The sequence below is a fragment of the Flavobacterium cucumis genome (assembly GCF_900148835.1).
In the GTDB taxonomy this organism is placed as follows: Bacteria; Bacteroidota; Bacteroidia; order Flavobacteriales; family Flavobacteriaceae; genus Flavobacterium; species Flavobacterium cucumis.
Genome location: NZ_FRYK01000001.1, coordinates 968,246 through 989,510 on the forward strand (window position 1 = coordinate 968,246; position 21,265 = coordinate 989,510).

A 21,265-nucleotide genomic window follows, 5' to 3' on the forward strand; every position below is an offset into this window, starting at 1 on the left:
ACGCATAAAAACAGAAAACATTGAGATATTTAGTACTAGCCATTTTATTTGTTACTTTTTTTACAGCATGTAACTCAAAAGAAGAAAAGAAAGAACAGCCAAAAGTAGTTGTAAAAAAAGAACCCATTATTAAAGAATACGGATTTATCTTTAATGACTTCAAAGTAGTTAGAGATACCATTCGTTCAGGGGATACTTTTGGTAACATATTGGCGAAATATCCGTTAAAAGACAGTTTACGGGTTTATGATGTTACAGAAAAAGTAAAAGATTCTTTTAAAGTAAGAAGAATTAAAGCTGGTAAACCTTATATCATGTTTCTCGATAAGAAGAAACCAAATACATTACAAGCGCTAGTTTATATTGAAGACAGAATCAATTATACGGTTGTTGATTTTAGAGATTCTATTGCAGTATTCAATAAAAAGAAGCCCACAACCATAAAAAGAAGAATCATTGCCGCCGAAATTGAGGGTTCTTTGGCTGAGACTTTAGGAAAGGCGGGTGTTGGTGCTGCTTTAGTTCACAAATTAGCTAACATCTACGCTTACACGGTAGATTTCTTTAAAATTCAGAAAGAAGATAAATTTGCCATCATACTTAATGAACGTTTCATAGATGATTCTGTTTATGTTGGTGTAGAAAGTGTTGAGGCCTCTTACTTTGAACATAAAGGAAATAAAATTTTTGCTTTCCCATACAAATTATCGGAGGATCAAAAATATGAAGATTACTATGACGAAAACGGGAAAGGCTTAAAAAGCATGTTTTTAAAGGCCCCTTTGGATTTTTTCAGAATCTCGTCTCGCTTCTCTGGAAGGCGCTTTCATCCAGTACAAATGCGCTTCAAAGCTCATAATGGAACGGATTATGCAGCACCTCATGGTACGCCAATTAAGACAACAGCTTCTGGAGTAGTAGAGCGAACAGGTTATACGGCTGGAAATGGGAATTTTGTAAAAGTTCGTCATAGTTCAACTTATGCTACTCAATATTTACACATGTCAAAAATTTTAGTTCGAAACGGACAGCGTGTTTCTCAAGGACAAGTTATAGGTAAAGTAGGAAGCACCGGTTTGGCTACTGGACCTCATGTATGTTATCGTTTCTGGAAAAATGGTGTTCAAGTTGACCCACTCAGACTGAAATTACCTAATGCCGAACCAATGAATGAATCGCACAAACAAAAATATTTACAACATATAGCTCCTTTGAAGAAAGAATTGGATAGTATAACTGCAGTAAAATTTAAAGAATAATGGCACTACCAAAAATAAATCCGTCACAAACAGCCGTTTGGCAAAAATTACAAACGCATTTTGAAACAATGCAAGCAACCTCTATGCAAGATTTGTTTGCATCTGATGAAACAAGAGCTGAGAAATTTCACATCCAATGGAATGATTTTTTAGTAGATTATTCTAAAAATATTATTCGTCAAGAAACACTTGATTTGTTACTCAATTTGGCTAAAGAAGTACAATTAAAAGAAGCAATTTCAAGTTATTTTCAAGGCGATTTAATCAATCAAACTGAAAATAGAGCGGTTTTACACACGGCGCTTCGCGCAAAAGCATCAGCTAATATTTTAGTTGATGGCATTAATGTAATGCCTGAAGTGTATTCAGTAAAAAATAAAATTCAAAACTTCTCAAACGAAGTTATCTCTGGAAACAGAAAAGGTTTTACAGGGAAAGCCTTTACCGATGTCGTAAATATTGGAATTGGTGGTTCTGATTTGGGTCCAGCCATGATAGTAGAAGCCTTACAGTTTTATAAAAATCATTTAAACGTTCACTTTGTTTCTAATGTTGATGGCGATCACGTTAACGAGGTGATTAAAAAACTTAATCCAGAAACAACTTTGTTTGTAATAGTTTCTAAAACATTTACTACACAAGAAACCTTATCGAATGCTGAAACGATTAGAAGTTGGTTCTTACAGTCAGCTTCTCAAGTCGATGTAGCCAAGCATTTTGTGGCGGTTTCAACCAATATCCAAAAAGTAACCGAATTCGGAATTAATCCCGACAATGTTTTTCCAATGTGGGATTGGGTTGGTGGTCGTTTTTCGTTATGGAGTGCGGTAGGTTTATCGATAAGTTTAGTGGTTGGGTTTGATAATTTTGACAAATTATTAAAAGGCGCCAACGAAATGGACGAACACTTTAAAACCGAATCTTTTGATAAAAATATTCCTGTAATTTTGGCTTTATTGAGCATTTGGTACAACAATTTTTTTGGCGCTGAAAGCGAAGCTTTGATTCCGTACACCCAATATTTACAAAGGTTAGCACCTTATTTGCAACAAGGTATTATGGAAAGCAATGGAAAAAGTATTGGTAGAGACGGTAAACCAGTCAATTATCAAACCGGAACGATTATTTGGGGCGAACCCGGAACGAATTCGCAACATGCTTTTTTCCAATTGATACATCAAGGAACTAAATTAATCCCAACAGATTTCATCGGATTTAAACAATCGCTTTACGGAAACAAAGACCATCACGACAAGTTGATGTCGAATTTCTTTGCGCAAACGGAAGCCTTATTGATGGGGAAAACAGAAGTTCAAGTAAAAGGAGAATTCGAAAAACAAGGAGTTTCAGATGAAAAAGCTGATTTTCTATTGCCTTTTAAAGTTTTTTCAGGAAATAAACCAACGAATACGATTTTAATAAACCAACTAACGCCAGAATCATTAGGTGCTTTAGTAGCCATGTATGAACATAAGATTTTCGTTCAAGGTGTTATTTGGAATATCTTTAGCTACGATCAATGGGGTGTGGAATTAGGGAAACAATTGGCCAATTCTATATTAGCAGAAATTGAATCGAAAGAAGTTAAATCTCACGACAGTTCAACGTCGTTTTTACTACGAAAATTTTTAGAGTAGATAGCAGTTCTTAAAAAAGTCTTCTTAGTGAAGTGTTTGTGTTTCGAACTTTCTTACTAAGATAGTGGGTAGTGTATGGTAAATTTTTATGAAAATATACTGGTTTACACTATCCTAGTTTTTTTATTGATTTTATCTAATGTTTCATGGAAAACCCTTTTTAAAAGTTTTGGTTAATTGCCGTTTTATTTAATAGTACTTCTGGATTAATTTCTTTTGTTAAAAGAATGTTGTTTATCAAATCGATAAGTGGAACAAGTTTTTGGGTTTGTATGGCAGAAAGAAAATAGATTCATTTTTTAGAATAGAATAACTTAAATTTTGCCCATCTCTTTTTTTGTTAACATTAGCTTAACACTAGAAAGAAAAACTTGTGTGAAATTTGCCAAAAATATTTTAAAAAAACAGAAAATGAAAATTTTTAAAAAAGCTTTACTATTAGGGTTTTTCTTTTTGTCTACTCTGACAGTATTTTCACAAATTAAAGTTACTGGAAAAGTAATTGACGGTGACTTAAATCAGCCTTTAGCAGGAGCTAACGTTCTTGTAAAAGGAACTTCAAATGGAAGTATAACAGATTTTGATGGTAAGTTTGAGGTAACTACTACTCTTAAATCGGGTCAAATTTCGATTTCTTATTTAGGTTTCCAAACGAGAACGGTTTCATTTACAGTTACAGGTAGTTCAGTTGATTTAGGAAATATCATTGTTTCTCCTGATGCAAATCAATTAGCTGAAGTTGTGGTTGTAGGTAGAGGAATTATTGACGTTGCGAAAGAAAGAAAAACTCCTATCGCAGTTTCAACTATCAAAGGTGTTGAAATTCAAGAAAAAGTAGGTACTGCAGATGTTACACAAACAATGGTAAACACACCATCAGTTTATGTTGCTGGTCAAGCTGGAGGTTTTGGAGATTCAAGAATTACTGTTCGTGGTTTCCAACAAGACAATACGGCTTTCTTATTAAATGGTCAGCCAATTAATGGTATGGAAGATGGTTTGATGTATTGGTCAAACTGGTCTGGAATTTCAGATATTGCAAATTTCATTCAAATACAAAGAGGTTTAGGATCTTCAAAATTAGCTATTTCTTCAGTTGGAGGAACCGTAAACTTTGTGACTAAAGCAACAGATAAAAAAGAGGGTGGTTTTGCTTCTATGGGTGTTGCAAATAATAATTATTTTAAATCTACAGCAGCTTACAATACCGGAATGAGTGCTAAAGGTTTTGGAATGAGTGTAATGTTGTCTCACTGGCAAGGTGCTGGTTATAATCAAGGAACAAGAGGTGAAGGGCAAAATTATTTCATTTCTTTTGGATACAAACCAAACGACAGACATAATTTCAATTTCTTAATAACAGGAGCACCTCAGTCTCATGACCAAAATTTTACAAAAAGAATTTCTGATTATTTAGGTTTTGGTAGAAAATATAATAACAATTTTGGTTATTTAAACGGACAATACATCTCTGAAAGAACTAATTTTTACCATAAGCCGGTAGCCAATTTAAACTGGGATTTTGATATTAATGAAACTACATCTTTGTCAACAGTTCTTTATGCGTCTTGGGGGCGTGGTGGAGGTACTGGTAACTACGGTAGTGGAAAAAGAAGTATTTCTCAATTTAATCCTTATATAGGAGAAAATCAGAATACTTATATTAATTACGACCAAATTTTTTCAGAAAACTCTGCTGATGCTGATGGTATAGGTACATCTTCTAATTATGTAATTAGAGCTTCAATGAATAACCATGCATGGTATGGTTTAGTTTCAAACTTTAAAAAGGAAATTAATGACAACTTAAATCTAAATTTTGGTCTAGATTTAAGAACTTATAATGGTGATCACTATCGTCAAGTGTCTAATTTTTTAGGCTTGAATGCATGGAGTGAATCAAGAAGATTAAGAGATAACAACCATGTTATTCCTAATCCAAACACACTACCAAGTGCAACAAATACAGTCAATCAATCTTATAGTATCAATCCTTGGTATGCATTCTTTAATTCTGCAGATGATTCTCAAAAAATTGACTATGATTACAGTGAAACCATTTCTTATGGTGGAGTTTTTGGTCAATTAGAATATTCTAATGAGAATTTTTCAACTTTCTTTCAAGGAGCTATTTCTAATCAATCGCACCAAAGATTTGATTACTATGATTATCAAGCGGAATTTCAAGATTCTGAGAAAGTTTCGAATGTCGGATATAACGTAAAAGGTGGAGCAGCTTATAATTTTGATGGAAAACACGCTTTTTATGCAAATGCTGGTTACTATTCGCGTCAACCTTACCATGACAATATTTACTTGAATTTTACAAATCAAGTTAATCCATTAACTGAAAACGAAAAAGTTTTAGGTTTAGAAGCGGGTTATACATTTAAATCAAAATTATTCACAGGAAGTTTAAATGCATACAGAACTACTTGGGAAGATCGAGTAGTTACAAATTCTTCTGTAAGAACAACTGACGGAGTAATTGGGACAACCCCTGTTTTTACAGGTGATGTTATCTTTGTAACTAACCAAGGTGTTAAACAAGTACACTCAGGTTTAGAATTGGATTTTGTTTTCAAACCTTTTGATAGACTAGATGTTAAAGGTTTTGGTTCTTTAGGAAATTGGGAATATGATGGAAATGCAATCACTACTACAAGAGATGAAAATTTAAATACATTATTAGTTTCCGAAACTGATTTAGATGGTGGAAAAGTAGGAGATGCAGCTCAAACTACTTGGGGATTAGGAGCTAAATTTGAAATTTTTGAGCGTTTTTCTATTGATGCTGATTGGAGAAACTACTACAATTTGTATTCTAACGTAGCAGCTAAAGACAATTTGGAATTACCAAGCTTCGATTTAGTTGATGCTGGATTTTCATATAAAATGTTGGTTGGTAAAGACAAACAGAATGCTGTAAATTTCAGATTTAATGTTAATAATGTTTTTGACGAAGTGTATTTGTCTGAGTTAAGATCTAACATTAAAGTAACAGATAATATTCCTGCGTCTGGTTCAACTCCATCTCCAGGAACTTATCAAGCAAATGGAAGAGTTTACAAAGGTATTGCAGATGGAAATCAAGGTTTCTTCGGTTTAGGAAGAACATGGAATTTTACCGTTCGTTATAATTTCTAATTCTTTTCAAAAATGTTTTATAAAAAAACCTCTTACTCATTTTTTGAGTAAGAGGTTTTTTATTTCCTATATTTGTAATTCACTATTAAAAATACTTATATGAATCAGACGCTTATTAATGTTCACTCTTACCTGGCTTATGTTGCATTAGCTTTATTGGTTGTTGCTGCTTTTAATGCCATTTTAGGTCTTACCTCAAAAAAGTTTTTTACGGATAAAGACTTGCGTATTTCCCTTTTTACCATGATTGTTTGTCACATTCAGTTGTTGGTTGGATTAATCGTTTATTTTGTTTCGGAAAAAGGTTTTCAAGCGTTTGCGATAGAAGGTGCTATGAAAAATTCAGAATTACGATTAACCATGTTAGAGCATCCTTTGGTTAACATTATTGCTTTGGTATTGATTACAATGGGATGGTCTAAACACAAAAAAGAAGAAAGCAACAATGGTAAGTTTAAGAAAATCGCCATTTTTTATACATTAGGATTGGTTTTAATCTTATCTCGTTTGCCTTGGAATAGTTGGTTAAACTAGTCATTTGGTATATTTTTTGTAATAAGAGATTGTAAATATCATAACATGAAAAGAAGTGTCATAGTTCTATTTTTTGCCTTACTTGTTACAATTATTTTAGGCTTCTCTAATAAGACAAACTCAAATTTTGTTAGAGAAGCTTCTTTATTTGATACGGTTAAGAAAAAAGATTCTATTCGTTTTTTAGACTCTATTAAAGCAATTGACTCTATTAAAATTGTAGATTCTATTGCGAACTTGAGTACCCGTATGTATAAGAAGAATGTCGAAGCTTCTCATTATGCCGATAAATTCAATGGAAGAAGAACTGCAAGCGGAAAGGTTTTTCATAATAACAATTATACTGCTGCACATAAAACATTAAAGTTTGGCACTAAAGTTAAAGTTACCAATGTAGTCAACAATAAAAGTGTTATCGTTACAATAACCGATAGAGGTCCTTTTACAAGGCATCGGGAAATTGATATGGCCAAAAAACCATTTTTAGAGATCTCTCACAACAAAGGAAGAGCCCCTTTGCGTGTAAACCTTGAAATTGTCGAATAGCTTATTACCATTGACAAAATGGATTTTTACTTAAATAGGAGTTGTAATATTTTTTATTGCCTGTAACTTCTTCTCCTAACCAGCTCGGTTTTTTAAAAGACTCATTTTCATTTGTAAGTTCTATTTCTGCAAGTACTAACCCTTTGTTTTTTCCCGAGAATACATCCACTTCAAAAAGGTGATTTTCAACTAAAATTTCATATCGTATTTTATCGATGATACCGCTTTCGCAAAGTTGTAACAAAGCTTCAGCATCTACCAATTCAATTTCTTTTTCCCATTCAAATCGTGTAGTTCCACTTTCATTTCCTTTTCCTTTTATGGTTATAAAACCTTTTTTGTCTTTAATTCTAATTCGAACGGTTCGTTCTGGATTTGAATTCAGATACCCTTGGACAATTCGTTGGTGTTTACTGCTATTATTTATAAAATCAATCGATTTTACTAAAAATTTTCGTTCTATTTCTTCCAAAATTTAAAATTTATTTAGGAAAGCAAATTACAAAAAAAAAAATTCAATTTGTATATTTACAACTATTAGAACGACATTATGAATATAGCTAGAAGGAAAAATACGACTTCATTTGAAGAAATCTGTAAAACATATTTCAACGACTTGCAATTGTGGAAGGATGAAGATGATAAATTGGATATTCTTGTTGCCTTAGTTAATACAATTCGACCCAAAAATCCAAAATCTGTGGCTGTAGTTGATATTTCTAACGTCTTGTTTTTCTTTGTTGAGAATCATACCATAAGGAATAATTTTGCAGCTTTTCTTGTTGCACTATTTCAAGGCAAAAACTTTGATGCGATTTTAACGGATGCTGGAATTTTACAGGACACCGATTTTATTTATGAGGTAAAGAAGAGAATTTTCGCTAAAATTTTGCCCTATCAAGCACCAAAAGATACATTGCAATACTTGTTGAATCAGATTTTTTTCTCTGATACAGATCCTGTTTGGGTAAATAAAATTCCAACAACTCAATTAGAATCATTTTTTGATATCTTAGGTTTTACTGGAATTTATAATGGCATAGCAGAAGGTTCTGTTTTGTTTGAAGTAATGCAAGCGATGAATCTTTTAGCACAGCGTACTAGTGGTAGAGCGTTGGAGTCTGAGGTATTAAAAATGGTGCCTGAATATGCCAATTTGGAAAGTCCGTTTGCTGCTTTTGAGAAAGAGTTGTTTGCTATAGAAAACACGATAAAGCAAAAAGATAAGGAGTTTTATATCGCTTCTTCCGACATCAATTATAAGCAGTTGTTGGTTCTTTACAAGCAGTGTAATGAATTTGTAGAGAAAGCGTTTCAGAACTCGTCTAAGTTTGGTATTTCGTTACGTGTGAATCAGAATCTACTTCGAATCAAACAACAATTGTATCGTTTAGGGGTTCTATTGCCTTTGTTGGTAATTGATAAACCGGAAGAGAAACGCTCAAAAAGTATCGCACTAGCGGTTAAACTTATTAAGTACAATTGTCAAAAAACAAATGTTCGGAAACTAATCAGCGAGAGCACACAGTTGTTGTCTTATGAAATCACCCAACATACAGCAAAAACGGGTGAGCATTATATTACAGAAAGCAAAACAGAATATTTTAAGATGCTGTATGCTGCATTGGGAGGTGGTCTGGTGGTTGGTTTTTTATGTATTTTTAAATTATTGCTCTCTAAAATAGAAACCAGTGCTTTTGGTTATGCTTTTTTATACAGTTTGAATTATTCCTTTGGATTTGTTGTTATTTATTTATTAGGATTTACTTTAGCAACAAAACAACCGGCTATGACAGCTGCTTCTCTTATTACGGCATTAGAGGATGGTTTAAAAAAAACCTCCATTTCGGCAGATGAAAAACACAAGAGTTTTGCTAAATTATTTGCCCGTTTGTTTCGTTCGCAGTTCATTGCTTTTGTTGGCAATGTTGTCATGTCATTTCCTATTTCTTTATTAGGAGTTTGGTTGTTAGATATTGCTTTTGACTATAACATAGCGGCAGCTAAATGGAATAAGTTAATAGGGGATTTAAATCCTATATATTCCTTAGCAATTTTTCATGCTGCTATAGCAGGTTTCTTTTTATTTTTATCTGGTATTATTGCTGGAAGTATATCTAATAGAGATAAACATTTTGATGTGAAATATAGAATTCAAGAGCACCCTTGGTTGAAGATGACTTTTGGGAAAAAGCGTACTCAAAAATTAGCCAATTGGTACGAGAAAAAATGGTCTGGCATTATCTCTAATTTTTGGTTTGGAGTTTTTCTTGGGAGTACTGCTTCAATCGGGTTGTTTTTGGGTTTAAACTTAGATATTCGACACATTACCTTTTCTAGCGGAAATTTGGCTCTAGGGTTATACGGTGCTAATTATATAGTTAGTAATAGTATGTTGTTTTGGGGTGTTTTTGGAGTTGGAATCATTGGCCTTGTTAATTTTTTAGTTAGTTTTGGATTGTCATTAGGATTGGCTTTTCGTTCAAGAAATATTCCCTTAACCGAGTTGAAACCTATCTTTTCTTCCATCAAAAAGCATTTTTTTAGCAAACCCCTTAGTTTTTTCTTTCCAACGGAGTAAAAATATATCAAAGCGATGGCATTGTTACGCAAGATTATTCATATTGACATGGATGCATTTTATGCGTCTGTAGAACAAATGGATAATCCTGATTTGAAAGGTAAACCTTTAGCGGTTGGAGGAAGTGAAGTGCGTGGTGTGGTTTCGGCGGCAAGTTATGAAGCAAGAAAATTTGGCGTTCGCAGTGCTATTAGTGGTATTCAAGCGAAGAAATTGTGCCCCGATTTAATTTTTGTACGCCCTCGATTTGACCGTTATAAAGAAATTTCGAAGAAAATCAGAACGATATTCCACGAATATACCGATTTGGTGGAGCCGTTATCACTCGATGAAGCGTATTTAGATGTAACAGAAAACAAAAAGGGCAATCCTAGTGCAACTTTAATTGCTCAGGAAATTAGAAGTCGCATTTTTGAAGAAGTAGGGTTAACCGCTTCGGCCGGAATTTCTGTGAATAAATTTATTGCCAAAATTGCTTCCGATTATAACAAGCCTAACGGACAGAAGACGGTGAATCCAAGTGAAGTTGAAGCTTTTTTAGAAAGATTAGATATAAAAAAGTTCTATGGTGTAGGAAAAGTAACGGCAGACAAAATGTATCAGCTTGGCATTTTTACAGGTTATGATTTAAAGCAAAAATCGCAGGAGTATTTGGAGAAACATTTTGGCAACAGTGGTTTTTATTATTACCAAATTTGTCGTGGTATTCATAACAGTGTAGTAAAACCAAATCGCAAAATAAAATCGGTAGGAGCAGAGCGTACTTTTGGAGCAAATTTATCTTCTGAAATTTTCATGGAAGAACGCTTGCAAAGCATAGCTAAAGAACTAGAGAAGCGACTTTTAAAAGACAAAATCTCAGGAAAAACCATTACTTTAAAAATAAAATACTCCGATTTTACTTTACAGACTCGAAGTAAAACTTTGCCCTATTTTGTTAGTGATAGCAATTTGATTTTTGATGTAGCTAAAGATTTACTTTACCAAGAGCGCATAAGAAATTCTGTGCGATTGCTTGGAATTTCCGTCCACAATTTAAATAATGAGGAAAAAGTAAAAGCCGATTTACATCAAAAAAGTGTCTCAGTACAATTAAAGTTTGATTTTTGATGTTTTAATCAGATGGATTATCTGTTTTTTGCATGTTTTTAAGAATTAAACAAGCGTTAAAGTTGTGTTTTAATGAAAGTTGCTTTGTTTTTCTTTATAGTTTTATACCAAATTATTAAGATTATGGATTTCAACGTTTATGATGTTGCGTTAGCAAAACAGTTTGAGAATGCTTCAATTAAATCGATGCCTTTGGTGGCTTGGGATATTTATTCTCAAATTTTTTTTCAAACCAATATGTTGCTTTTAGATGTTCATTCTTTGCATCAAATTGCTAGTAAAAACCAGTGGAAATCAATGTGGGATTTTAAGGAAAGTTTACAGGAAGAAACCGTTATAGTAGTTACTGATGCCAAATTAAAAATTGTTTTTGCTAGTAAGAATATTCAAAAAATGAACGGTTATGAGGTCGATGAGGTAATTGGTAAATCTCCTAAAATGTTCCAAGGGGCTGCAACGGATTTACAAGTTAGTAATGAAATTAGACAAGCTGTCTTGAATAAAGAACCCTTTGAAAAAAATGTTATCAACTATTGCAAAGATGGTTCTTTGTACAAATGCCATATTAAAGGATTTCCTATTTTCAATCACAAAGGAGAAGTAACTAATTTTATAGCTTTTGAAAAAATAGCAGCTTAGAAATACTATAAAAAAGAGGACTAACACAATTGCTAGTCCTCTTTTTTCTAATTTAAAGCTTCTTTATTATGCGATTTCAGAGACGCGTAATGTATTAACCATTCCTTTTTCTATTACGGGCATAGCGGCTAAATTAATAAGCATGTCCCCTTTGCTTACGTATTTTTTCTCTTGACAAATAGTATTAATATCTTCAATAGTGTCATCAGTACTCACTAGTTTGTCATAGAAGTAGGCTCTAACGCCCCAAAGAAGGTTTAGTTGCGTTAAAATTCTACGGTTTGAGGTAAATACTAGAATATGTGATTTTGGTCGCCAAGCTGATATTTGAAAAGCTGTATAACCAGAATTTGTTAATGTGGTAATTGCCTTAGCGTTGATTGCATCGGCCATTATTGCGGCATGATAGCAAATCGACTTGGTGATAAAACGTTTTGTTCTTACGTGAGGTTGCATCAAAGGAACTTTGATAAGCGGAGAATCTTCAACACTTTCTATAATGCGAGTCATGGTTTGAATGACTTCTACAGGATAGTTTCCTACAGATGTTTCACCAGAAAGCATAACTGCATCAGCACCATCCATTACCGAGTTTGCAACATCATTTACTTCGGCACGAGTAGGAGTCAAAGAAGTAATCATCGTTTCCATCATTTGCGTGGCAACGATTACTGGGATACGAGCTGTTTTTGCTCTGTGAATCAGTTTCTTTTGAATTAGTGGAACTTCTTCTGCAGGAACTTCTACTCCTAAATCACCACGAGCTACCATTAAACCATCGCAAAAGGCAACAATTTTATCTATGTTTTCTACTGCTTCTGGTTTTTCAATTTTGGCAATAATTGGAATTTTATGATCGGAATGTTTAGCAATTAAATCTTGTAATTCCTCTAAGTCTTTAGGAGTTCTCACGAATGATAGCGCGATCCAGTCTACTTTGTTTTCAATTGCAAAAAGCGCATCTTTAATGTCTTTTTCTGTCAATGCAGGGAGTGAAACTTTAGTGTTAGGTAAGTTTACTCCTTTTTTTGATTTTAGAGGTCCTCCTTGGACTACAACTGCTTCAACTTCGGTTTTTTTATCGGTTTTGGTAACTTCAAAAATTAGTTTTCCATCGTCTAATAAGATTCTTTCTCCAGGATTTACGTCTTTTGGAAACTCTTTGTAGTTCATGTATACACGTTCAGCAGTACCTAAGATGTCCTCTGCGGTAGTAAAGGTGATTTTATCTCCTTTGCTTACTACTACATCTTCTTTCATTACGCCTACACGTAATTTTGGACCTTGTAAATCGGCTAAAATAGAAGTGGTATAACCAAACTCGTCGTTAAGCTCTCTAATCATATCAATACGAGCGCTAACGTCGGTATAATCGGCATGAGAAAAATTAATTCGAAACACATTGACTCCTGCATCTACCATATTTTTAAGTACTTCTTTTGTACTACAAGCAGGTCCTAGTGTAGCTACAATTTTAGTTTTTTTGTTTGTCGGCATTTTAATTAAAAAATTAAATTATTTCTTGATTTTAAGTTTGTTGTGTCAACTGAGTAAGCAGTTGTAATTTTTTTGATTTTTATTATTTTATCAATTATGATATCAGTGTCGAATCCATAATCAATATTTTCAATTTTAATCAAGTAATCTGCTTTTTTATATTCTGGAAGTAAAAAGACGGTAATATCAACCTCTTCAAAAAGAGAACTTCTTTGGTTGTTTGAATCAATAATTGTAGTTTTATTCTCGATTAAGGTCCAAATAATATCGTTTTTTTTATCATCAAAAGTAAAGTTTTCAAAGGCGCTTTTTCCTTCTGGAATAGCAATTTCAATGTGGTTGTTGTTTTTTTGTAATTGAAGACCTAATTCCTTGTTAAGACGATACGCTAATTTGAAATCTTCTAAAGATGAATGTATGGCGATTAATTCATAATCATCTGAAATAAAATCGTTTATTTGAATTTTATGGATTGCCATTTTCCAAAATTAAGTCGTAAATATAAGGCTAAAAAACGTTAAAAACTATCCATTTGATAGTTCTTAACGTTAATTTATAAACGCAAACGTTTGAGTAGCGGGTTATTTTTTTGTTATTTTTTCTTGAAAAACAAAATAGGCTCTTTGTGCAACTTTTTCCTCTGCTTTTTTCTTGGAAGTTGCTCTGGCTTTAGCAATAATTTTATTGTCGATTGATAGCTTAACACTAAAATATTTTTGTCCTTCTTGTCCGTTATCTTCAATAAAATCAAAAGCGAAAGGAGTTTTTTCTTTTTGGCACCATTCGATGATTAAACTTTTGTAACTGATTACTTTACCTTCTAGTTTGGCAATGTCTACATATTGTTTAATGATCTTGTTTTGGATAAATTTTTCGCAATAGGAAAAGCCTTTGTCTAAGTAAATAGCCCCGATAAATGCTTCAAACAAATTGCCATGAATGTTTTCTCCAAATTGGCTTGAGTTGACTTTGCTGTCAACAAATTGTAATAAATTAAAATCACGACCAAGTTCGTTCAAATGTTCTCTACTGACAATTTTCGAACGCATTTTTGTCAAATAACCTTCGTCTCCTGAAGGAACTTCGTTGTACAAATGAGCAGCGATAACACTTCCTAACATAGCATCACCAAGGAATTCTAAACGTTCATAATTGAATGGATTCCCATTTTCATCTACCTTATTAGCTGAACGATGTGTAAATGCTTTTTGGTAGTATTTTAATTCTTTAGGTTGAAAACCAAGTATTTTGGAAATTTTTTCAAAAAAAATCCCGTCTTCTTGAGAACGGGAGTTTTTTCGTATTTTATTAAGTAAACGACGCATGTTTAGTTTTCAAATTTTTTGAATAAAACACAAGCGTTATGTCCACCAAAACCAAAAGTATTACTCATAGCCACTTTAATTTCGCGTTTTTGCGCTTTGTTTAAAGTTAAGTTTAACGATGGATCAATGTTTTCGTCTACAGTGGTATGGTTAATCGTTGGAGGTACAATTCCGTTTTGCATTGCTAAGATTGAAGCTATTGCTTCAATAGCGCCAGCAGCACCAAGTAAGTGACCTGTCATCGATTTTGTAGAATTAATGTTGATGTTTTTAGCATGATCACCAAAAACAGCTTTAATTGCTTTTAATTCGGCAACATCTCCAAGCGGTGTTGAAGTTCCGTGTGTATTAATGTGGTCTACATCTTCTGGCTTCATTCCAGCGTCACGTAAACAGTTTTCCATTACGGCAATAACTCCAATTCCTTCAGGATGTGGAGCGGTTAAGTGATATGCATCTGAAGATAAACCACCTCCGCCTACTTCACAGTAGATTTTAGCACCACGAGCGATCGCATGTTCGTACTCTTCTAATACTAAAGCACCGGCACCTTCGCCCAGAACGAATCCATCACGAGTAGCATCAAATGGTCTTGAAGCTGTTTCAGGACTTTCGTTTCTAGTTGATAAAGCTTGCATTGAGTTAAATCCGCCCATACCTGCAATAGTTACAGCAGCTTCAGAACCACCTGAAACAATTACGTCGCACATTCCTAAACGAATGTAGTTGAATGCATCTACTAAGGCATTAGCCGAAGAAGCACATGCAGAAACCGTAGTATAGTTTGGTCCCATGAAACCATTTCGCATTGAAATATGTCCAGGAGCAATATCTGCAATCATTTTAGGAATAAAGAATGGATTAAAACGCGGTGTTCCATCACCAGCGGCATAATTCATTACTTCGTCTTGGAAAGTTTGTAAACCTCCAATACCCGCTCCCCAAATAACTCCAACTCTATGTTTATTTACATTTTCTAAGGTAATACCAGCATCTTTAATGGCTTCGTCACTGGCAACAATAGCATATTGAGCAAACTTATCCATTCTGCGAACCTCTTTCTTGTCAATAAAATCTTCTACATTGAAATTTTTAATTTCACAAGCAAATTTGGTTTTATGCTTTTCAGTATCGTAATAAGTAATAGGGGCAGCGCCACTTTTTCCGTTCACAAGACCGTCCCAATATTCTTGAAGAGTATTTCCGATAGGCGTTAACGCTCCAAGACCTGTTACAACAACACGCTTTAATTGCATATTCTAATTTTTAAAAAATCGTTTAAACAAATAATACCCGTGTTTTCTTTAATTTATGAGTAAAGAGACAAGGGTATTTCAATATATTGTGATTGAAATTCAATCAAAAATAGTCTAATTTTCTTTAAAATAATAAAAACCCGTATACTAATAAAGCACACGGGAGTTTAATTTATTATTTTTTAGCTTCTTCAATGTAAGAAATAGCTTGACCTACAGTAGCAATGTTTTCAGCTTGGTCGTCTGGAATTTGGATATCAAATTCTTTTTCGAACTCCATAATAAGCTCAACAGTGTCTAATGAATCAGCTCCTAAATCGTTAGTGAAGCTTGCTTCTGTTACAACTTCGTTTTCGTCAACACCTAATTTGTCTACGATAATCGCTTTTACTCTTGATGCAATGTCTGACATAATCTTTAATTTTTAATTTAATTTGTTGGCAAAAATAAAAAACTTTATTTTAAAACAACATTTTTGTTACTAAAACTGACTACGAAAATAAAAAAAATAATTCACAAAGACGTTATTTTTCTGTTTTTTACCAATATTTATTCCTTTTTTTGTATCGAAATTATTCTAATATTTATGAAAAAGATAGTGATTTTTGCTTCTGGTAGTGGGTCTAATGCCGAAAAGATTATTCAATATTTTAAAAGTTCTAGTGAGGCAATGGTCGTTGCTGTCTTTTCAAATAATCCAAATGCAAAAGTGTTGGATAGGGCGAAAAACCATCAAATTCCAGCAGTTGTTTTTAATAAAACACAACTAAATGAAAGTTTTGTCTTACAACAACTTCATGAATATCAGCCAGATTTAATTGTTTTAGCCGGATTTCTACTAAAATTTCCCGAATCTATATTAAAGGAATACCCAAAAGTAATCAATATTCATCCTGCCTTATTACCAAAATACGGAGGAAAAGGGATGTATGGGATGAATGTGCATCAAGCTGTCTTAGAAAATAAAGAAAAAGAAACCGGAATCACCATTCATTATGTAAACGAACATTACGATGAAGGGGAGTTTATTTTTCAAAAATCAGTAAACATAGAAGATTGCAAAACCGCGGAAGAAATTGCGCATAAAATCCACGAATTAGAACATCAATATTTCCCTGAGGTAATTGGAAAGCTAATCACTAATCACTAATCACTTTTTACTTGAGTCACGAAGTCCACATATACACAGACGGCGCCGCCAAGGGAAATCCTGGTCCGGCTGGTTATGGCGTGGTGATGGAAATGGTGGGAACACCCTATAAAAAAGAATTTTACGAAGGTTTCCGATTGTCGACCAATAATAGAATGGAATTGTTAGCCGTAATCGTAGGTTTAGAGAAATTAAAAAATCCAAAAACCAAAGTTTTAGTTGTTTCCGATTCGAAATATGTAGTAGATTCTGTAGAAAAGCGTTGGGTATTTCAATGGGAAAAAATCAACTTCAAAGCTAAGAAAAACCCCGATTTATGGATGCGTTTCTTAAAAGTGTACCGCAAACATCAAGTCGATTTTCAATGGGTAAAAGGACACAACAGTCATTCTCAAAACGAACGTTGTGATGCATTAGCCGTTATGGCTTCCCAACAAGAAAAATTATCAATTGATGAGTTTTATGAGAGAGAAGAAGGGAAGTTGTTGTAGTGTGTTAACTTTTAAATACATAAACTTTTAAACTTCTAAACAAAAACTTATCTTTGCACCATATTTCAAATTCAATTTAATGAACAAACTATTAATAGTAGGAACAGTAGCTTTTGATGCTATTGAAACGCCTTTCGGAAAAACAGATAAAATTTTAGGAGGAGCCGCGACTTACATTGGTTTAGCGTCTAACTTTTTTAATGTAGATGCAGCAGTAGTTTCTGTGGTTGGTGAAGATTTCCCAAAGGAATATTTAGATTTATTAGAAAGCAAAGGAGTAAATATAGAAGGAATCGAAATCGTAAAAGGTGGAAAAACCTTCTTTTGGAGTGGAAAATACCACAACGATTTAAATTCTCGCGACACTTTAGTAACCGAATTAAACGTTTTGGCGGATTTTAATCCAGTAGTGCCACAAGCGTATAAAAATTCGGATGTAGTTTTATTAGGAAACTTGCACCCAATAGTTCAATCAGGCGTTTTAAACCAAATGACAGAACAACCAAAATTAGTCGTTTTAGATACGATGAACTTTTGGATGGATTGTGCTTTGCCAGAATTATTAGACGTTATCAAACGTGTAGACGTAATTACTATCAACGATGAAGAAGCACGTCAGTTATCAGGAGAATATTCTTTGGTAAAAGCAGCAGCTAAAATTCACACAATGGGACCAAAATATGTGGTCATTAAAAAAGGAGAGCACGGAGCGTTATTGTTTCATAAGAATGAGGTTTTCTTTGCTCCAGCATTACCTTTAGAAGAAGTGTTTGATCCAACAGGAGCAGGAGATACTTTTGCAGGTGGTTTTGCAGGTTACATTGCACAATCAGAAAATATTTCGTTTGACAATTTGAAGAATGCGATCATTTATGGTTCTAACTTAGCTTCTTTCTGTGTCGAGAAATTTGGAACAGAAAGAATGGAAAATTTAGATAAAAAAGAAGTGAATGTGCGTTTGAAACAATTCAAAGCCTTAACGCAATTTGAAATCGAATTAGAAGAATAAAAACGTGCCTCGAAATTTCGGGGCATTTTTTGTTTGAAAAATAAATATACAATTCATAGATGCCTAGTTTAATTTTCTGTGAATCTATGTGTTAAAAGAAAAATACAACAACCTACAACAACACAACTACTTATGAGTGACGCAATCAAACACGAATGTGGAATTGCACTACTGCGATTAAAAAAACCGTTAGAATTCTACAAAGAAAAATACGGAACAGCTTTCTATGGCGTACAAAAAATGTACTTGTTAATGGAAAAGCAACACAACCGTGGTCAAGATGGAGCTGGATTAGCCAGTATTAAATTAGATGTAAATCCAGGGGAGCGCTATATCAGTCGTATTCGTTCCAACGATCCGCAACCGATTAAAGATATTTTTGCTCAAATCAACGAGCGTATCAGTGGTGAGTTAGAAGCGCATCCTGAATATCAAAACAATGTGGCGCTTCAAAAACAAAATATTCCCTATGTAGGGGAAGTGTTTTTAGGACATGTTCGTTACGGAACTTTTGGTAAAAACAGCATCGAAAGTGTACATCCCTTTTTACGTCAAAACAATTGGATGCATCGTAATCTTATTGTAGCGGGAAACTTCAACATGACCAATGTTAAAGAATTATTTCAAAATCTTATCGATTTAGGTCAACATCCTAAACAAATGGCCGACACTGTTACTGTAATGGAGAAAATAGGTCATTTTTTAGATGATGAGGTGACACATTTGTATAAAGAATGTAAAAATGAAGGTTATTCTAAAAAAGAGGCTTCTCCTATTATAGGAGATAGATTAAACATTCAACGTATTCTGGAGCGTGCCTCTCGTAATTGGGATGGTGGTTATGCAATGGCTGGTTTATTAGGGCATGGGGATTCATTTGTAATGCGTGATCCTGCTGGAATTCGTCCCGCATTCTTTTATGACGATGATGAAATTGTAGTCGTAGCTTCGGAACGTCCTGTAATTCAAACGGTTTTCAATGTTGGATTTGACAAAGTACAAGAGTTAAATCCGGGAAGCGCTATTATCATTAAGAAGAGTGGTAAAGTTTCTATTGAAGAAGTTAGAACGCCATTGATTAAAAAAGCCTGTTCTTTTGAGCGTATTTATTTCTCACGCGGAAGTGATGCCGAGATTTACAAGGAACGAAAAGAATTAGGAAGATTAATTTTTCCAAGTGTTTTGAAAGCAATCGATAACGATACTGATAATACCGTTTTTTCCTTTATTCCAAATACCGCAGAAACTTCTTTTTACGGAATGTCAGAAGCGGCTCAAGATTTCTTAAATCAGCGAAAAGCCAAAATGATTATCGAGCAAAAAGATACGTTGACGGAAGATACTCTGAAAGAATTACTTTCAGTAAAAATTAGAACAGAGAAAATTGCGATTAAAGATGCGAAACTAAGAACGTTTATTACCGAGGATAGTAGCCGTGACGATTTAGTAGCTCACGTTTATGATGTTACTTATGGAGTAGTAAAGCCTACTGATAATTTAGTAATTATTGATGATAGTATTGTAAGGGGGACCACCTTAAAGCAAAGTATCATTAAAATGATGGATCGATTGCATCCAAAGAAAATTGTTGTAGTTTCATCAGCACCTCAAATCCGTTACCCAGATTGTTACGGAATTGATATGGCGAAATTGGAAGGATTAGTAGCTTTTAGAGCGGCCTTAGAATTATTAAAAGAGCGTAATTTATATCATATTGTAGAAGAGGTTTATAAAAAATCGAAAGCACAAGAAGATTTTAATGATGCAGATGTAGTGAATTATGTAAAAGAAATTTATGCGCCATTCACTGATCAAGAAATTTCAGATAAAATCGCCGAAATGCTTACGCCAGAAGACACTAAAGCTGAAGTAAAAATCATTTACCAAACGGTGGAAGATTTACATAAAGCATGTCCCAAAAACTTAGGAGATTGGTATTTTACTGGTGACTACCCAACAGATGGAGGAAATCGAGTTGTTAACAGAGCTTTTATGAATTTTTATGAAGGGAAGGATGCCCGAGCTTATTAAAAAATGCATTTCATCGACTTTTTATTTCGTTCAACAATTTTTTTATGGTAAAAAAGAACTTCACAATACTTTAGCCTAGCCAGAAAATTAGTAGGTTGAATTTCATGGTAGATTTGGGATAAAAAGGATGAAAGCAATTTCATCCTTTTTTTATTTTATAAATATTTGATTCTGTGGTGTTTTTTTAAGAATGAAGTGCTAGTAATTTGTAATTCATCGGTTTTTTTTGCTATTTAACAATTATTTTATGCTTGCATAATATCTTGATATATTTTAGCATTACCAAAAAATTAGTAGGTTAAGTTTTATGGTAGATTTGGGGCAAAAAGGGTGAAAGCAATTTCACCTTTTTTATTTTAACAAATTGGAGAATAAAAAAGGCGAAGATTTTTCAATCCTCGCCTTTTTTAATTTTTGTTTGTTCTAAATTATTTCGCTGCAGCAAAACGTTTTGCAACTTCAGCCCAGTTAATTACATTAAAGAATGCTTCAATATAATCAGGACGACGGTTTTGATAGTGTAAGTAGTAAGCATGTTCCCAAACATCCATTCCTAAAATTGGTTGTCCACCACAAGCAACACCTGGCATTAATGGATTGTCTTGGTTAGGAGTAGAGCAAACTTCTAATTTTCCATCTTTCACACACAACCAAGCCCATCCTGAACCAAAACGAGTAGCTCCTGCTTTAGCAAATTCAGCTTTGAAAGCATCAAATGAACCAAAGGCTGCGTCGACAGCAGTAGCTAATTCACCTGTTGGTAAACCACCACCGTTTGGTGACATAATTTCCCAAAACATAGTGTGGTTATAATGTCCACCACCATTGTTACGAACTGGCATATTGTTCATGTCTAAATTTTTCATCAAATCTTCAATAGATTTTCCTTCTAAATCTGTTCCTGCAATTGCAGCATTTAAGTTGGTTACATAAGCGTTGTGATGTTTAGAATGGTGGATTTCCATTGTTCTAGCGTCAATATGTGGTTCTAATGCATCGTAAGCATAAGGTAATTGTGGTAATTCAAAAGCCATAATATTTAATTTTTAGATT

At 33.7% G+C, this 21,265-nt stretch carries 19 protein-coding genes; 12 read left to right on the forward strand and 7 right to left on the reverse strand.

The features are described 5' to 3' along the window. The first annotated feature begins 20 nt into the window (after positions 1-20). The 5 genes from BUE95_RS04560 to BUE95_RS13545 all read left to right on the forward strand — a co-directional run bounded on the left by BUE95_RS04560 (position 21) and on the right by BUE95_RS13545 (position 7,123). The gene (locus BUE95_RS04560; RefSeq protein WP_073581846.1) at positions 21-1,259 is read left to right on the forward strand and encodes a M23 family metallopeptidase; all 1,239 of its coding nucleotides are present in this window, start codon (positions 21-23) and stop codon (positions 1,257-1,259) included. Further along, complete coding sequence (gene pgi, locus BUE95_RS04565) at positions 1,259-2,896, forward strand: glucose-6-phosphate isomerase (RefSeq protein WP_073581848.1); 1,638 nt, start codon at positions 1,259-1,261, stop codon at positions 2,894-2,896. The genes BUE95_RS04560 and pgi overlap by 1 nt, the downstream gene beginning before the upstream one ends. Positions 2,897-3,307: 411 nt before the next feature. Further along, positions 3,308-6,043 (forward strand): TonB-dependent receptor, encoded by a 2,736-nt coding sequence (locus BUE95_RS04570; RefSeq protein ID WP_073582442.1) that lies wholly within the window; start codon positions 3,308-3,310, stop codon positions 6,041-6,043. Positions 6,044-6,142: 99 nt separating this feature from the next. Continuing rightward, entirely contained in the window at positions 6,143-6,577 is a 435-nt protein-coding gene (locus tag BUE95_RS04575; RefSeq protein ID WP_073581850.1) for a hypothetical protein, read from the forward strand. 45 nt (positions 6,578-6,622) lie between these two features. After that, on the forward strand, positions 6,623-7,123 hold the full coding sequence (locus BUE95_RS13545; RefSeq protein ID WP_073581852.1) for a septal ring lytic transglycosylase RlpA family protein: 501 nt from the start codon (positions 6,623-6,625) through the stop codon (positions 7,121-7,123). A 4-nt stretch (positions 7,124-7,127) separates the two neighbouring features. On the opposite strand, the gene BUE95_RS04585 is transcribed toward BUE95_RS13545, so the two are convergent. Continuing rightward, positions 7,128-7,595 carry a CYTH domain-containing protein gene (locus BUE95_RS04585; RefSeq protein ID WP_073581855.1) on the reverse strand — a complete coding sequence of 156 codons (468 nt, stop codon included), beginning with the start codon at positions 7,593-7,595 and terminating at the stop codon, positions 7,128-7,130. Between the two features lie 78 nt (positions 7,596-7,673). Here BUE95_RS04585 and BUE95_RS04590 point away from each other — a divergent pair, with 78 nt between their 5' ends. The 3 genes from BUE95_RS04590 (at position 7,674) to BUE95_RS04600 (ending at position 11,453) form a co-directional block, all read left to right on the forward strand. After that, positions 7,674-9,704, forward strand: coding sequence for a recombinase (locus tag BUE95_RS04590; protein ID WP_073581857.1), 2,031 nt, complete (start codon positions 7,674-7,676; stop codon positions 9,702-9,704). A gap of 15 nt (positions 9,705-9,719) precedes the next feature. Beyond that, positions 9,720-10,814, forward strand: coding sequence for a DNA polymerase IV (gene dinB, locus BUE95_RS04595; RefSeq protein ID WP_073581859.1), 1,095 nt, complete (start codon positions 9,720-9,722; stop codon positions 10,812-10,814). A 123-nt stretch (positions 10,815-10,937) separates the two neighbouring features. Further along, complete coding sequence (locus tag BUE95_RS04600; RefSeq protein ID WP_073582444.1) at positions 10,938-11,453, forward strand: PAS domain-containing protein; 516 nt, start codon at positions 10,938-10,940, stop codon at positions 11,451-11,453. 66 nt (positions 11,454-11,519) lie between these two features. On the opposite strand, the gene pyk is transcribed toward BUE95_RS04600, so the two are convergent. The 5 genes from pyk to BUE95_RS04625 all read right to left on the reverse strand — a co-directional run bounded on the left by pyk (position 11,520) and on the right by BUE95_RS04625 (position 15,943). Beyond that, a complete protein-coding gene (gene pyk / locus BUE95_RS04605) occupies positions 11,520-12,950 on the reverse strand; it encodes a pyruvate kinase (RefSeq protein WP_073581861.1) in 1,431 nt (476 codons plus the stop codon). 5 nt (positions 12,951-12,955) lie between these two features. Further along, complete coding sequence (locus tag BUE95_RS04610; protein WP_073581863.1) at positions 12,956-13,429, reverse strand: IPExxxVDY family protein; 474 nt, start codon at positions 13,427-13,429, stop codon at positions 12,956-12,958. 102 nt (positions 13,430-13,531) lie between these two features. Then, positions 13,532-14,275 (reverse strand): ribonuclease III, encoded by a 744-nt coding sequence (gene rnc / locus BUE95_RS04615; RefSeq protein ID WP_073581865.1) that lies wholly within the window; start codon positions 14,273-14,275, stop codon positions 13,532-13,534. 2 nt (positions 14,276-14,277) lie between these two features. Continuing rightward, a complete protein-coding gene (gene fabF, locus BUE95_RS04620; RefSeq protein ID WP_073581867.1) occupies positions 14,278-15,531 on the reverse strand; it encodes a beta-ketoacyl-ACP synthase II in 1,254 nt (417 codons plus the stop codon). Positions 15,532-15,706: 175 nt separating this feature from the next. Continuing rightward, positions 15,707-15,943: an acyl carrier protein gene (locus BUE95_RS04625; protein WP_007137004.1), complete on the reverse strand. Its 237-nt coding sequence runs from the start codon at positions 15,941-15,943 to the stop codon at positions 15,707-15,709. Between the two features lie 174 nt (positions 15,944-16,117). Between BUE95_RS04625 and purN the strand changes: the two genes are divergently transcribed. From purN to BUE95_RS04645, 4 genes are all read left to right on the forward strand, one after another. Continuing rightward, positions 16,118-16,681 carry a phosphoribosylglycinamide formyltransferase gene (gene purN, locus BUE95_RS04630; protein ID WP_073581869.1) on the forward strand — a complete coding sequence of 188 codons (564 nt, stop codon included), beginning with the start codon at positions 16,118-16,120 and terminating at the stop codon, positions 16,679-16,681. An 11-nt stretch (positions 16,682-16,692) separates the two neighbouring features. Continuing rightward, the gene (gene rnhA / locus BUE95_RS04635) at positions 16,693-17,172 is read left to right on the forward strand and encodes a ribonuclease HI (RefSeq protein ID WP_073581871.1); all 480 of its coding nucleotides are present in this window, start codon (positions 16,693-16,695) and stop codon (positions 17,170-17,172) included. 79 nt (positions 17,173-17,251) lie between these two features. Next, positions 17,252-18,181, forward strand: coding sequence for a PfkB family carbohydrate kinase (locus tag BUE95_RS04640; protein ID WP_073581873.1), 930 nt, complete (start codon positions 17,252-17,254; stop codon positions 18,179-18,181). Positions 18,182-18,313: 132 nt separating this feature from the next. After that, on the forward strand, positions 18,314-20,212 hold the full coding sequence (locus BUE95_RS04645) for an amidophosphoribosyltransferase (RefSeq protein ID WP_073581875.1): 1,899 nt from the start codon (positions 18,314-18,316) through the stop codon (positions 20,210-20,212). A gap of 428 nt (positions 20,213-20,640) precedes the next feature. On the opposite strand, the gene BUE95_RS04650 is transcribed toward BUE95_RS04645, so the two are convergent. Then, positions 20,641-21,246: a superoxide dismutase gene (locus BUE95_RS04650; RefSeq protein ID WP_073581877.1), complete on the reverse strand. Its 606-nt coding sequence runs from the start codon at positions 21,244-21,246 to the stop codon at positions 20,641-20,643. Between the last annotated feature and the right edge of the window lie 19 nt (positions 21,247-21,265).